Source organism: Micromonospora sp. NPDC049359 (assembly GCF_044466585.1).
In the GTDB taxonomy this organism is placed as follows: domain Bacteria; phylum Actinomycetota; class Actinomycetes; order Mycobacteriales; family Micromonosporaceae; genus Micromonospora.
In genome coordinates this window covers 996,707-1,009,906 of the sequence record NZ_JBITMW010000001.1, presented here as the reverse complement: position 1 = coordinate 1,009,906, position 13,200 = coordinate 996,707, and the positions used below count along the sequence as shown (strand labels likewise).

The 13,200-nt window shown below is 72.5% G+C and carries 10 protein-coding genes; 2 read left to right on the top strand and 8 right to left on the bottom strand.

The features are described from left to right. Positions 1 to 51: 51 nt before the first annotated feature. The 5 genes from ACIBTX_RS04675 to ACIBTX_RS04655 form a co-directional block, all read right to left on the bottom strand. Positions 52 to 1,563: a dihydrolipoamide acetyltransferase family protein gene (locus tag ACIBTX_RS04675; protein ID WP_396832043.1), complete on the bottom strand. Its 1,512-nt coding sequence runs from the start codon at positions 1,561 to 1,563 to the stop codon at positions 52 to 54. Next, a complete protein-coding gene (locus ACIBTX_RS04670; protein ID WP_357129543.1) occupies positions 1,560 to 2,549 on the bottom strand; it encodes an alpha-ketoacid dehydrogenase subunit beta in 990 nt (329 codons plus the stop codon). The genes ACIBTX_RS04675 and ACIBTX_RS04670 overlap by 4 nt, the downstream gene beginning before the upstream one ends. Further along, entirely contained in the window at positions 2,549 to 3,724 is a 1,176-nt protein-coding gene (gene pdhA / locus ACIBTX_RS04665; RefSeq protein WP_355048474.1) for a pyruvate dehydrogenase (acetyl-transferring) E1 component subunit alpha, read from the bottom strand. The genes ACIBTX_RS04670 and pdhA overlap by 1 nt, the downstream gene beginning before the upstream one ends. Before the next feature lie 584 nt (positions 3,725 to 4,308). Beyond that, positions 4,309 to 4,515: a hypothetical protein gene (locus ACIBTX_RS04660; protein ID WP_357129549.1), complete on the bottom strand. Its 207-nt coding sequence runs from the start codon at positions 4,513 to 4,515 to the stop codon at positions 4,309 to 4,311. Positions 4,516 to 4,533: 18 nt separating this feature from the next. Next, positions 4,534 to 4,875, bottom strand: coding sequence for a hypothetical protein (locus ACIBTX_RS04655; RefSeq protein ID WP_396832042.1), 342 nt, complete (start codon positions 4,873 to 4,875; stop codon positions 4,534 to 4,536). 730 nt (positions 4,876 to 5,605) lie between these two features. Here ACIBTX_RS04655 and ACIBTX_RS04650 point away from each other — a divergent pair. Beyond that, the gene (locus tag ACIBTX_RS04650; protein WP_355048472.1) at positions 5,606 to 6,229 is read left to right on the top strand and encodes a phosphoesterase PA-phosphatase; all 624 of its coding nucleotides are present in this window, start codon (positions 5,606 to 5,608) and stop codon (positions 6,227 to 6,229) included. Positions 6,230 to 6,300: 71 nt separating this feature from the next. On the opposite strand, the gene ACIBTX_RS04645 is transcribed toward ACIBTX_RS04650, so the two are convergent. Genes ACIBTX_RS04645 through ACIBTX_RS04635 form a run of 3 tightly spaced genes read right to left on the bottom strand, consistent with a single transcriptional unit; the run spans position 6,301 to position 11,086 of the window. Beyond that, positions 6,301 to 7,524, bottom strand: coding sequence for a hypothetical protein (locus tag ACIBTX_RS04645; protein ID WP_357129555.1), 1,224 nt, complete (start codon positions 7,522 to 7,524; stop codon positions 6,301 to 6,303). 38 nt (positions 7,525 to 7,562) lie between these two features. Continuing rightward, positions 7,563 to 9,248, bottom strand: coding sequence for a GTPase (locus tag ACIBTX_RS04640; protein WP_357129558.1), 1,686 nt, complete (start codon positions 9,246 to 9,248; stop codon positions 7,563 to 7,565). After that, on the bottom strand, positions 9,245 to 11,086 hold the full coding sequence (locus ACIBTX_RS04635) for an ABC transporter (protein WP_357129561.1): 1,842 nt from the start codon (positions 11,084 to 11,086) through the stop codon (positions 9,245 to 9,247). The genes ACIBTX_RS04640 and ACIBTX_RS04635 overlap by 4 nt, the downstream gene beginning before the upstream one ends. Positions 11,087 to 11,306: 220 nt before the next feature. Between ACIBTX_RS04635 and dnaK the strand changes: the two genes are divergently transcribed. Continuing rightward, the gene (dnaK, locus tag ACIBTX_RS04630) at positions 11,307 to 13,175 is read left to right on the top strand and encodes a molecular chaperone DnaK (RefSeq protein ID WP_357129564.1); all 1,869 of its coding nucleotides are present in this window, start codon (positions 11,307 to 11,309) and stop codon (positions 13,173 to 13,175) included. Positions 13,176 to 13,200: the final 25 nt, after the last annotated feature.

The window sequence follows — 13,200 nt, the reverse complement described above, 5'->3', positions numbered from 1 at the left end:
GTGCCGGGCGTTAACCCGTGGCACACCGGCCGTGGCTGGCGTCTCGAACCGTCAGGTCCAGGCGAGCAGCGCCGCCTCAGGGTCGGCGAGGAAGTCGCCGATGTCGCGCAGGAACTTCGAGCCCAGCTCACCGTCGATGATCCGGTGGTCGAAGCTCAACCCCAGGGTGGTCACCTGGCGAACCTTGACCTTGCCCTTGTGCACCCAGGGCATCTCCCGCACCGCGCCGAAGGCGAGGATCGCCGACTCACCCGGCGGCAGGATCGGCGTTCCGGTGTCCACGCCGAACACCCCGACGTTGGTGATGGTCAGGGTGCCGCCGGACATGTCGGCGGGTGAGGTGCGGCCGGACTTCGCCGTCTGCACCAGGCCGTTCAGCGCGTCCGCCAACTCGCGCAGCGAGAGCCGACCGGCGTCCTTGACGTTGGGCACGATCAGGCCGCGTTCGGTCGCCGCCGCGATACCGAGGTTGACGTACTCCTTGACCACGATCTCGTCACCCGCCCAGGTCGAATTGACCATGGGGTGACGCTTGACGGCCAGCAGCACGGCCTTCGCGACCAGCAGCAGAGGCGAGACCCGTACGTCGCGCCACTCGCGCCGGCCCCGCAGGCGCTCCAGCGCCCGCATCGCCCGCGTCACGTCGACGGTCAGGAACTCCGTCACGTGCGGGGCGGTGAACGCCGAGCGGGACATGTTCTCGGCGGTGAGCTTGCGGACCCCCTTGACCGGGATGCGCTGCTCACGATCCGCGCCGAAGCTCGCGGCGCTCGTCGTGGTCGAGGTGGTCGCGACCGACTCGGCCGCCACGGCCCCGCGAGACGCCTGCTGTACGTCCTCCCGCGTGATCGAGCCGAGTGGCCCCGACCCGACCACCGCCCGCAGATCAACCCCGAGATCCTTGGCAAGCTTCCGAACCGGCGGCTTCGCCAAAACGCCCGCCCCGCCGGACCCCGCCCCGTCGCGTCGATCATGGACTCGTGGTGTCGTACTTGCGGGAGTTGGGATGGCTTTGTCACCCACCACAATTCCATGATCGACCCCAGCGGGGGCCGCGGGGGTCGCGGGGGTTGCGGCCTGCGCTGGGACGCCGTTCTTGCGGGGGCGACGCTTCGCGCTGGTCGTACGGGGGCCGTAGCCGACCAGGACCGCCGTGCGGCCGCCCGGGGCGGCGCCGCCGATGAGGCCGGGCTCGACCATGCCCTCGGCCGGGGCCACCTCCACGGCCGCCAGCGACGCCGCCGACGGAGTGGGCAGGTCACCGGTGGGCGTAGCCGTGGTGGACGGGACGTCCAGTGGACCCGCTCCCGGGTCGGTGTCGATCGCGATGATCGGCGTACCGACCTCGACCGTGGTGCCCTCGGGGTGGTGGATGGCTTGCACCTGTCCGGCCCACTTCGCCGGGATCTCCACCGCCGCCTTGGCCGTCTCGACCTCGACGATCGGTTGGTTCAGCTCGATGGTGTCGCCGACCTTGACCAGCCAGGCCAGGATCTCGCCCTCGGTCAGCCCTTCGCCCAGGTCGGGCAGGTTGAACGTCTTGATCCGGGACATGTCGCTCACCAGCCGAAGGTGCGGTCGACGGCGTCGAGCACCCGGTCGAGGTCGGGCAGGTACTCCTCCTCCACCCGGGCCGCCGGGTAGGGGGTGTCGAAGCCGGTCACCCGCAGCACGGGCGACTCCAGGGAGTAGAAGCACTCCTCGGTGATGCGGGCGGCCAGTTCGGCGCCCAGCCCGATGTTGGACGGCGCCTCGTGCACCACGACCGCGCGGCCGGTGCGCTTCACCGACTCGTAGACCGCGCCCAGGTCCAGCGGGGACAGCGTGCGGAGGTCGATGACCTCCAGCTCCCGGCCGTCCTCGGCGGCGGCCGTCGCGGCCTCCAGGCACGTGCGCACCATCGGGCCGTACGCCAGCACGGTCACGTCCGTGCCAGGCCGCACCACCCGGGCCGAGTGCAGCGGGTACGCGTCGGACAGCGACGCGTCCAGGTCCACCTGGCCCTTCTCCCAGTAGCGCCGCTTGGGCTCCAGGAAGACGATCGGGTCGTCGGAGGCGATGGCCTGCTGGATCATCACGTACGCGTCCTGCGGGTTTGAGCAGGTCACGACCTTCAGGCCGGCGGTGTGCGCGAAGTACGCCTCCGGCGACTCGGAGTGGTGCTCGACCGCGCCGATGCCGCCGCCGAACGGAATGCGGATCACCATCGGGATTCTGAGCTTGCCGCCGGAGCGGTAGTGCATCTTGGCCACCTGCGACACGATCTGGTCGTACGCGGGGTAGACGAAGCCGTCGAACTGGATCTCGCAGACCGGTCGGTAGCCACGGATGGCCAGGCCGACGGCGGTGCCGATGATGCCGGACTCGGCGAGCGGGGTGTCGATCACCCGTTGGTCGCCGAAGTCCTTCTGCAGTCCGTCGGTGATCCGGAAGACGCCGCCGAGCTTGCCGACGTCCTCGCCCATGATGACGACCTTGTTGTCGTTCTCCAGCGCGCGGCGCAGACCGGTGTTGAGGGCCTTGCCGAGGGTGAGCGTCTCCGTGGCCATCAGTGGGCGCTCCCCTCGAACGACTCCATGTAGCGGTTGAACTGCGCACGCTGCTCGTCGAGCAGCGGCGAGCCGTTGGGGTAGACGTGGTCGAACATCGTCACCGGCTCCGGGTTGGGCATGCTGAGCACCCGCTCGCGCAGGTGCACTGACTCGCGGCGGGCCTGCTCGTCGACCTCGGCGAAGAAGGCCGCGTCGGCGATCTGCTGCTTCTCCAGGAAGGTCTTGACCCGCAGGATCGGGTCCTTCGCCTGCCACGACTCCACCTCGCTGGCGATCCGGTAGCGGGTCGGATCGTCGGAGGTGGTGTGCGCGCCCATCCGGTAGGTGTACGCCTCGATCAGGCTCGGGCCCTGCCCGTGCCGCGCGTTGTCCAGCGCCGTGCGGGTCACCGCGTACGACGCCAGCACGTCGTTGCCGTCCACCCGTACGCCGGGGAAACCGAAGCCGGCGGCCCGCTGGTAGAGCGGGACGCGGGTCTGCCGCTCCAGCGGCTCGGAGATGGCGTACTGGTTGTTCTGGCAGAAGAAGACCAGCGGCGCGTTGAACACGCTGGCCCAGACGAACGCCTCGTTGACGTCACCCTGGCTGGTGGCCCCGTCACCGAAGTAGGCGATCGCGGCCTCGCCGTCGTCGGTGCCGACCTTGCCGTCCATGGTGATGCCCATGGCGTACCCGGTCGCGTGCAGGGTCTGCGCCCCGATGACGATCGTGTACATGTTGAACTTGAACTCGTTCGGGTCCCAGCCGCCCTGGTCGACGCCACGGAACAGGCCGAGCGGCATGATCGGGTCGATGCCCCGGCAGTAGAGGACGCCGTGCTCCCGGTAGGTCGGGAAGGCCATGTCCTGGGTACGCAGGGCGCGCCCCGAGCCGACCTGCGCCGCCTCCTGGCCCAGCAGGCTGGCCCAGAGGCCCAGCTCGCCCTGCCGCTGCAACGCGGTCGCCTCGGCGTCCAGCTTGCGGACCAGCACCAGGTCGCGGTAGAGCCCGCGGTACTCCTCGTCGGTGAAGTCGACGCGGTACTCGGTGCCGTCCGGTCCGGTGGCGCTGTCGATCCGCTCGCCTTCGGGGGTGAGCAGCTGCACCAGCTCGGGATTGCCGGCCGCGCCCTTTCTGGAGCGGGGAGCTGCCCGCCTGCTGCGGGTGGTGCCCCCGGGGTCGCCCTTTGCCATCGGTCTCTCCCTGTCGTGTCTGCGTCGGCACCGGGGGGTCACCCGGCCACGCAACTCGTGCGCCTGTCCGGCTGCTGCCGGACCGGTTCCTGGCGGCCGCGCCTAGCCCGGGTGGGGGTTGCCGCGCGGCGTGAGCCGGGTTCTGGCCGAACCCGGATCGGGAGCGCCGGCGCCGGGCCGCGTCTGCCGCGGGGGTGCGCGGAGGTCGCGGCTGCGTTGCCGTCGTGCTCCATATTCGCAGAGCAGGTGAGCGTGCCCACAGTACGCCCAGGTCGCATTCCGACCGTCTACGGTTTGCCACCCTTTGTCGCCATGATGCCGCTGCGCGTCCACCGGGTGATCCGGTGCTGATTCGTCACCCTTCGGTCAGTGCCGCGTGTCGACACGCGGTGGGTGTTGGCTGACGGACCGTAACTGGGCGAGGCTGATTACGCAGGATCGCGCCGATCGGGTGATTAGCCGGATTACACCCTCGCGCGGTGCCCACAGCGACCCGCAGGGTCCGACGACGAGGGGTGTGCGGTGGACGAGTCAGGTGACGGGCCCGGCACACCCGTGCTCGGTCGCCACCGTTCGCCGGGCGGCTACCGCCGGGTGATCGGAGCGCACCGGGCATCCGGCGCGGGTGGTCCCTCCCGGGGATACCTGCTCACCGTCGCACTTCTGGCCGGCACCGCGTCGATGCCCGTGCTCGCGGCGATCAGCGCGGGCTCGGCCACTCCCGGCACCTCCGCGTTGCCGGACACCAGCACGCCGTTCATCCCGACCCCGTCGGTCGGACCGGTGGTCATCCCGATGCCGGTGACCAGTCAGCCGCCGTCGCCCGTGCTCCCGTCCCCCGGCCCGCCCAGCGCCGGCCCGACCGCGACCACCGGCTGGCTGCCCGGCGCGCCCCGGCGTGTCCCGGACGACTCGTGGTACGGCCCGCACGTCGACGAGCGGGTGCCCACCCGCCGGGTGGTGTCCGCGCCGCCGGCGCCCCGGCCCACCCGCAGCGCCCCGCCGGCCGGGCCACCGGCCAGCCCGTCGCCGGTGCCGTCGCCGACCGCGCCCCCGGATCCGGATCCGGACCCGACCGAGACGTCCACCCCGAGCCCGTCGCCGACCGATCCGACGACCCCCACCGCCACCGATCCGGGAACCCCCGCCACGACCGATCCGACGACCCCCACCGATCCGACTGCCCCCACCGATCCGACGACCCCCACCGATCCGACGACCCCCACCGCCGTCCCCACCAGCACCCTCTCCGCCCCGGCGACCACCGCCCCGCCGTCGCCCACCCCACGCCCATCCGCCACCCCACGCCCATCCGCCACCCCACGTCCATCCGCCACCCCACGTCCGTCCCCCACCCCACGCCCATCCGCCACCCCACGCCCATCCGCCACCCCACGCCCGTCCCCCACCCCAGCCACCTCACCCGAGCCCACCACCGCGCCGTCCCCGACGCTCACGCCCGGTCCCGCCGCCGCACCCGGAGACCGCCGCGATCTCGCACTTTCTGTCGCGACATAAGACTCGATACGGCCCATAACGGCAACACAAACCGCAAGATCGGCGCGATCGTGGACGCCCCCGCCCGGACCGACGACGTCAAGCGCTCCGGCGACCCAGCGCAGCCCATCACCCGCCGAACTCCGGTGATCAAGAGCTTTGCGTCAAGGATCGTGGTCGCGGTGACGCAAACTTCTTGATCACCGCGAGCGACCGCGGGGGCGGGGGGCGTGGGGGTGGGGGTGGGGGTGGGGGTGGGGGCGTTGGGTGGGTCTGTCTGGCGGCGGCCGGACCCGTGCATTCGAGGGCCGTCTCGGCGGTACGGTGACGGGCAGGTGCCGCCGAGACGGCGCTGGTCAACGGTGGCGAGTAGCAGGGGGTGGCGTGGGCGGCGGTGCGGAACCCCGCCCGGTCGCCCCTCGTCCCGGTCCGGGGCTGCGGGTCGCCCGGCTCGTCACCGAGCTGACCGCGCCGGCCGTGCTGGTGTCGCTACTGATCATCACCGTGAGCTGGCACAGCAGTCGGGACAGCGTTCGAGGGCTGGTGTGGGGCCTGCTCGCGACGGTCTTCGTCACCGGCATCCCGTTCGCCTACATCGTCGGTGGGGTCCGCCGGGGGCGACTCACCGACCACCACATCGGCCGTCGGGAACAGCGCCGGGTGCCGCTGCTGGTCGGACTCGGCTCGGTCACCGCCGGGCTGGCCCTGCTCGTCGTCCTCGGCGCACCACGGCCCCTGCTGGCGCTGGCGGTGGCGGGGCTGGTCGGACTGGTGGTCGCCGTGTCGGTGAGCCACTGGTGGAAGATGTCGATCCACTCGGCGGTCTCCGCCGGCACCCTGGTCATCCTGGCGCTGACCTTCGGACGCGGGCTCCTGGTCGCCGCGCCGCTGTTGGGCGTGGTCGGCTGGGCCCGGGTACGTCTGCGGGACCACACCGTCGCGCAGGTGCTCGCCGGCGGGGTGCTCGGCGCGCTGATCGCCGCCGTCGTCTTCGGTGCCCTGCGTTGAGCGGGCGAAACCACGCGGCCGAGCGGACCCATCGGGCGGGTGGCCTGGTGCTGCCACCCGCCCGGATGCCGTCAGGCGCCGTCGTCGGCGAGTCGGTGCCGGTTCGCCTCGATCCAGGCGTCGAGCGCGGCCGGGTCGTCCGGGTCCACGCCGTCGGCCATGAGTTGCGCGACGGCCGCCGTGGCCGGGCTACGCCGCTCGCCGGTCGAGTAGAGCCGGGCGAACTCCGGCACCATCTCCTCGATCGCCTCGTCGGTCCGTTCGGCGGCGGCCTCGGGCAGCCCGCGCTGCTGTGACGCGTACCGGGCCCAGGCGCGCAGCACCCGGGGCAGCATCGCCGCGTCGTCCATGTCGAGCACGGCACGGCGGTGCACCCAGTCGAGCAGGAAGAGCCCGGACACCGCCGGACTCCACCGCATCGGGTCGGAGTCGGGGAAGGACGCCGCGTGGTCCAGCAGCAGGCTCAGGCAGAAGTGCAGCGACGCGAGCTCGGGACCGTCGACGCTGTCGAGCCCGAACCGGGCGGCTTCTGGCGACGCCAGGAACCGCCGGACCAGGTCGGTGCGCTCGGCGGCGGACAGCGGTTCGACCTCGGCCGGGCCGGTCGGCCCGGCGGCCATGGGCAGCACCGCGAGCCGGGCGCCCACGAGCGCGCGGTCGGTGGCGAGCGAGCCCTCGCCGGGCAGTTCGCCCAGGTCGTCGGTGACCGAGAGGTGACGGGCCACCTCGCCGCGCAGCCGGGACGGGTCCTCGGTGCGGAACCAGGTCAGCTCGTCGTCCGCGCACATCTGCCGGACCTGGTCCAGGATCCGTTCGGCGGGCCCGCCGACGAAAATGTCCTTGGTGATTCCGATGTTGTGGTCGACGAGGGCCACCAGCGCGTGCTCCGGGCCGCCGGCCGCGTCGTCGTACGCGAAGGTGGCGAGGTAGGAGGTCTGGTCGCCGTAGACGTCGCCGTACGCCCAACTGCCGGTGAGGTGCACCCGGGTGAGCTGGCTGGACCAGGCGGGGGCCTGGGTGCCGGGGCGTACCCGCTCGACGCCCTCGGCGGTCGGGACGAGCGCGGCGAAGACCTGGCGGATGGTGGTCGCCGCCGCGATCCGGCGGCGGGCGGTGGCGGCGAGGAAACCGGTGACGAACTCCCGCACGGCGGTGTCGCGGTCGGTCTCCGCGATTGCGTAGACACTGCCCAGCAGCGCGCTGCCGAGCATCTCGGCGTCGAGGGCGGACTCCAGCTTGGTCACGTCGCGTGCGGCGTGCAGCACCGCGTCGTAAGGGGTCTGAGGCGTGGCCATGCTTCGACCCTACGCCGCTCGGGGCGTACGCAGAGGCGTCAGCGGCGGGCAGCCTCACCGAGCGCGTCGCGCGCCTGGGCGTACGAGGTGAGCACGATCCGTACCGGGGCGAGCACGTACTCCTCGCCGACCTCGGCGACCCGGACCGTCAGCCGCTGCCGGGCGCGGGCCCGCGCCCGTTGGGCCGCCCAGCGCACGACCGGTCGGGTCAGCGCCGCCGTCAGCAGCCCGGCCAGCAGGCCGCCGAGCAGCAGCACGGTCGGCATGGGCACCTGCCCGACCATGGGGTTGTCCAGCGCGGGCAGGCCGAGCGCCCGCAGCGCGTAGCCGAGCGCCAGCCAGCCCAGACCGACGGCGGCGGCCAGGGTGACCAGCCACTGCACGCCACCGACGACCCGCCACCACACCGGCTGGTGGTCGAGGCCGAGGTCCGTGCCGGCGATCGCGCGGTCCAGCGCGTCCGGCAGGTCGTCGAGGCGGGACCGGGCCGCGGAGGTCACTGCCGTCGGCCAGGCGGCGGGCAGGTCGCCGCCGGCCCGGTCGGCCACCGCACGGATCGCCAGACCGAGCGCCGACCGCTGGGCGGCCGTCGGATCGGGCACCGAGGTGGCCGCCACCAGGCTCTCGGCGGGGTCGGCGTCCGCGCCGGCCGGGCCGGGCAGGTGCAGCCGGCGCAGCGGGTCGGGCCGCAGCCGCCGCCAGCCCCGGACGACCGGCCAGCCGGTGGCCGCGCCGGCCCGATGTCGGTACGCCCGCTCCACCGCCTCGCTCACCGCCGGTACTCCGGCGGCGCCGGCCAGTGCCCGGTTCAACCCGGCGACGGTCGCGTCGTCCGGACCGCCCCCCGGCCGGGCCGAGCCGATCATCTCGTCCAGCCCGGCGACCACGGTGTCGACGTCGCCGGCCAGTCGACGCAGGGCGGCCTGCCGCTCGGCGACCGTGCGCTCCAGCGCGCTGCGCAGCCCGACCATGCCGGCCGGGTCGATGGCGGTGGTGGCGAGCAGGGGTACGCCGGTCAGCCCGTCGGAGTCGAGCAGTCGGCGCAGGTCGTCCAGGACGCGGGGCAGCTCGGCCGCCGGCAGCCGGTCGGCCTGGTTGAGCACGACCAGGGTGACGTCCCGGTGCCGGTGAAACTCGCGCAGGTAGCTGTCGTGGATGACCCGGTCGGCGTACTTCTGCGGGTCGACCACCCAGACCACCTGGTCGACGAGGCCGAGCAGCCGGTCGACTTCGAGGCGGTGGGACCGCTGCACCGAGTCGAAGTCGGGCAGGTCGAGCAGGATCAGGCCGTGCAGGGGCGTCTCGTCGTCGCCGTCGAGCGCGCTCTCGCGGACGAAGCGGTGCCGGGGCAGCACCCCGATCCAGTCGAGCAGCCGGTTGGCGTCCTCCAGTGGCCCCCACACGCACGCGTGCGTCACGCCGGTGGTGGGTCGGCGGACGCCGACCGGTGAGAGTTCGAGCTGGGCCAGCGCGTTGAACAGGCTGGACTTGCCGCTGCCGGTCGCGCCGGCGAGGGCGACGACGGTGTGGTCGCGGGACAGCGCGAGCCGGGTGCCGGCCCGTTCGACCAGGGTGTGCGCGGGCACCAGTTCGGCGTCGGGCAGCAGACCGTCGACGGCGGTCAGGAGGCGGCGTACGGCGTCCAGGCGGGCGATCAGCCCGTCCGGGTCGATCCGCTGGTTGCCGCGGAAGGCTTCGCGTACCCGGCCGGCGATGTTGCTCATCGCGAACTCTCCTCGTCACCGGCCGGCAGGTTGCCGTCGTCGCTGGCCAGGCCACTGCGGTGCCGGGCCAGCTCGACCCGCCCGGCGGCCTGGCGCAGCGTCTCGCCGGCCGCCTCGGTGGGCCGGGCGTCGGCGGTGCGGGTGAGGAAGCGGTCGGCCTCCGCGTCCAGCAGCGTCCGCACCCGCGCCAGGAGGTCGACCCGGGCCTTGGCGGCAAGGGTACGCACCGCCTGGTCGCCGAAGATCGCCTGGAGTACGGCCTGCGCGGCGACCGTCGTGCCGGCCCCCGTCGCCACCTCCAACCCGGTGGGAATGAACGCGGTCGAGGCGAACACGGCGATCATCACGGCCAGCCCGGTGGCGTTCACCGCGTACGCGGCCGTCCGGGCCACGAAGCGCTTGTCGCCGCCCTCGACGCGGACCAGCTCCAGCACCCCGCGCTGCCAGTCCCGGACCATCCGCTCGGCGCGTTCGGGCAGGTCGCCACTCGGGTGGGCGAGCGCCGGATCGAGCAGATCCGCGCCGGCCGGGTGCGCTTTCCACCCGGTGTACGCGGATTCGGCGGCCTCGGACGCCACCCCGCGCAGCAGGGTGACGAGTTGCGACTCGATGGCGTTGCGCAGTTCGGCGGAGGGCGCGGGACGGCCGGTGACGGCGGCCACCACCCGGTCCCGGAGACGCCCGATGCGGGCCTCCAGCGTGCGGAAGAACTCGCCCGTGCCGACGAACTCCTGCCAGCGGGCCAGCACCTCGCCGCGCAACAGTCGACCGTCCTGCAGACCCTGCTCGACGGTCCGTTCGGCACTGCGGTACGCCGCCCGTACCCTCTCGTCCAGCGCGTCGGCGGCGGTGACCTGCTCGTCGGCGGCGTCGGCCAGATCCTCGACGGCGGGGTGCAGGGCGGCCAGCGCGCCGTCGAGCGTCTGCCGGACCACCGCGGCGCGGGCGTCGGCGTCGGCGGCGAGTCGGGCGAACCACTCGGCCAGCGGCGCCGTGACCCCCTCGGGCAGCAGCCCCTGACCGTCGACCCAGGTCTCCGGCAGCACGAACAGGGGGGCGCGGTCGAGGCCCTGGGCGGCGAGCATCTCGGCGAGGTGCGCGGCGATCTCGTCGCTGGCCTCGGCGGGGACGCGGTCGAGCACCATGGCGATCACGGCACCCCGGGCCCGTGCGCTGCGCAGCAGCTCCCACGGCACCGCGTCGGCGTACCGGGCGGCGGTGGTGACGAACAACCACAGGTCGGCGGCGGCGAGTAGTTGGCTCGCGAGCGCGCGGTTGGCGTCGACCACCGAGTCGATGTCCGGCGCGTCGAGGAACGCGAGGCCCGGGGGGAGGGCCGGAGCGGTCACCAGGTGCAGGGAGCGCGGGTCGTCGCTCGGCTCGGTCGTACGCGTCAACCCGGGCAGCAGGTCGCCCTGCCGGAACCAGGTCGCGTCGGCCGGGTTGCACACCAGCACCGGGGAACGGGTGGTGGGTCGCAGCACCCCGGCGGCGCTGACCCGGGCCTTGACCAGGCTGTTGACCAGGGTCGACTTGCCCGCGCCGGTGGAGCCGCCGACGACCACGAGCAGTGGGGCGTCCAGCCGGGCGAGTCGGGGCAGCAGGTAGTCGTCGAGTTGGTCGGTGAGGGCGTTGGCGGCCTGCCGGGCGGAGGTGGCCGAGGGCAGCGCGAGCGGATAGCGGGTGGCGCCGATCGCGGCCCTCAGGCCCGACAGCGCGCCGGGGAGGCTGTCGTCCCCGCTGGTGACGGAGGGCTCCTCCGCGGCGTCCGGAGGGACGGTGCGGGCGGCGACGGCGGGCGCGCCGGAACGGGTGGCGGAGTCGCCGTGCGTCGTCACCGCTAAAGCGTGCCCGACCGATGCAAGGGAAGACAACCGGACGGTAATAACGTCTGGGTTGCGTCGGGTCGGCTCAACTCGACTTGACGATTCGCAGGCGCGTGGCACTATTGAGTCAAGTTCACTCAACTTGTGGTGGGGCCCGCTGCGGGCGGCGCCCGCCGAGCAGTCGCGGGCGGTGCCCGTCACCTGCACAACCTTACGAAGCGAGGAAGCGAAGATGGCACGTGCGGTCGGTATCGACCTCGGCACGACGAACTCCTGCGTCAGCGTTCTCGAGGGCGGTGAGCCCACCGTCATCGCCAACGCTGAGGGCTCGCGGACGACCCCGTCGATCGTCGCGTTCGCCCGCAACGGCGAGGTGCTCGTCGGCGAGGTCGCGAAGCGCCAGGCGGTGACCAACCCGGACCGGACGATCCGCTCGGTCAAGCGTGAGGTCGGCACGAACTGGTCCGTCGACATCGACGGCAAGAAGTACACCCCGCAGGAGATCTCGGCCCGGACCCTGATGAAGCTCAAGCGGGACGCCGAGGCGTACCTGGGCGAGCAGATCACCGACGCGGTGATCACCGTCCCGGCCTACTTCAACGACAGCCAGCGTCAGGCCACCAAGGAGGCCGGTGAGATCGCCGGCTTCAACGTCCTGCGGATCGTCAACGAGCCGACCGCGGCCGCCCTGGCGTACGGGCTGGACAAGGGCTCCAAGGAGCAGACCGTCCTGGTCTTCGACCTCGGTGGCGGCACCTTCGACGTGTCGCTGCTGGAGTTGGCCGAGGGCGTCATCGAGGTCAAGTCGACGAGCGGTGACAACCACCTCGGTGGCGACGACTGGGACCAGCGGATCATCGACCACCTGGTCAAGACGTTCCGCGGTGAGCACGGCATCGACCTCGGTCAGGACAAGATGGCCCTCCAGCGCCTCCGTGAGGCCGCCGAGAAGGCCAAGATCGAGCTGTCCGCCGCCACCACCACCAACATCAACCTGCCGTACATCACCGCCGGTTCCGCCGGCCCGCTGCACCTCGACGTGACGCTGAGCCGCGCCGAGTTCCAGCGGATGACGCAGGACCTGCTGGACCGCTGCAAGGGCCCGTTCGAGCAGGCCGTGAAGGACGCCGGGATCAAGATCTCGGACGTCGAGCACGTCATCCTCGTCGGTGGTTCGACCCGGATGCCCGCCGTGACCGACCTGGTCAAGCAGCTCACCGGCCGCGACCCCAACAAGGGCGTCAACCCGGACGAGGTCGTCGCCGTCGGCGCCGCCCTGCAGGCCGGTGTGCTCAAGGGTGAGGTCAAGGACGTCCTGCTGCTCGACGTGACCCCGCTGAGCCTGGGCATCGAGACCAAGGGCGGCATCTTCACCAAGCTCATCGAGCGCAACACCACCATCCCGACCAAGCGCTCCGAGGTGTTCACCACCGCCGACGACAACCAGCCGTCGGTGCTGATCCAGGTGTTCCAGGGCGAGCGGGAGATCGCCGCCTACAACAAGAAGCTCGGCACCTTCGAGCTGACCGGCCTCCCGCCGGCGCCGCGCGGCGTGCCGCAGATCGAGGTCGCCTTCGACATCGACGCCAACGGCATCGTCAACGTGCACGCCAAGGACCTGGGCACCGGCAAGGAACAGAAGATGACGATCACCGGCGGCTCCTCGCTGCCGAAGGACGACATCGAGCGCATGCGCCGGGACGCCGAGGAGCACGCGGAGGAGGACAAGCGCCGCCGCGACGACGCCGAGACCCGCAACGTGGCCGAGGCGCTGCAGTGGCAGACCGAGAAGTTCCTGGCCGAGAGCGGCGACAAGCTGCCCAGCGAGAACCGGGAGCAGCTCAACGAGGCGCTCGGCGAGCTGCGGGGCGCCCTGGGCGGCCAGGACATCGAGAAGATCAAGTCGGCGCACGAGAAGCTGGCACAGGTCTCCCAGCAGGCGGGTTCGCTGCTCTACGCCCAGCAGGCCGAGCAGGGCCAGCCCGGCGGCGAGGCCGGCCCGGGTGCGACCGGCGCGACCGGTGCCACGGGTGGCGCCCAGACCGGCGGTGCGGACGACGTGGTCGACGCGGAGATCGTGGACGAGGACGGCAAGAAGTGACTGCCCACCTCCGACACGTATCCAC

Bases quoted from the DNA above. Each gene is read 5' to 3' on its own strand.
- ACIBTX_RS04670 (WP_357129543.1), bottom strand. From the start codon at position 2,549: ATGGCCACGGAGACGCTCACCCTCGGCAAGGCCCTCAACACCGGTCTG.
- pdhA (WP_355048474.1), bottom strand. From the start codon at position 3,724: ATGGCAAAGGGCGACCCCGGGGGCACCACCCGCAGCAGGCGGGCAGCT.
- ACIBTX_RS04660 (WP_357129549.1), bottom strand. From the start codon at position 4,515: ATGACCACCGGTCCGACCGACGGGGTCGGGATGAACGGCGTGCTGGTG.
- ACIBTX_RS04645 (WP_357129555.1), bottom strand. From the start codon at position 7,524: ATGGCCACGCCTCAGACCCCTTACGACGCGGTGCTGCACGCCGCACGC.
- ACIBTX_RS04640 (WP_357129558.1), bottom strand. From the start codon at position 9,248: ATGAGCAACATCGCCGGCCGGGTACGCGAAGCCTTCCGCGGCAACCAG.
- dnaK (WP_357129564.1), top strand. From the start codon at position 11,307: ATGGCACGTGCGGTCGGTATCGACCTCGGCACGACGAACTCCTGCGTC.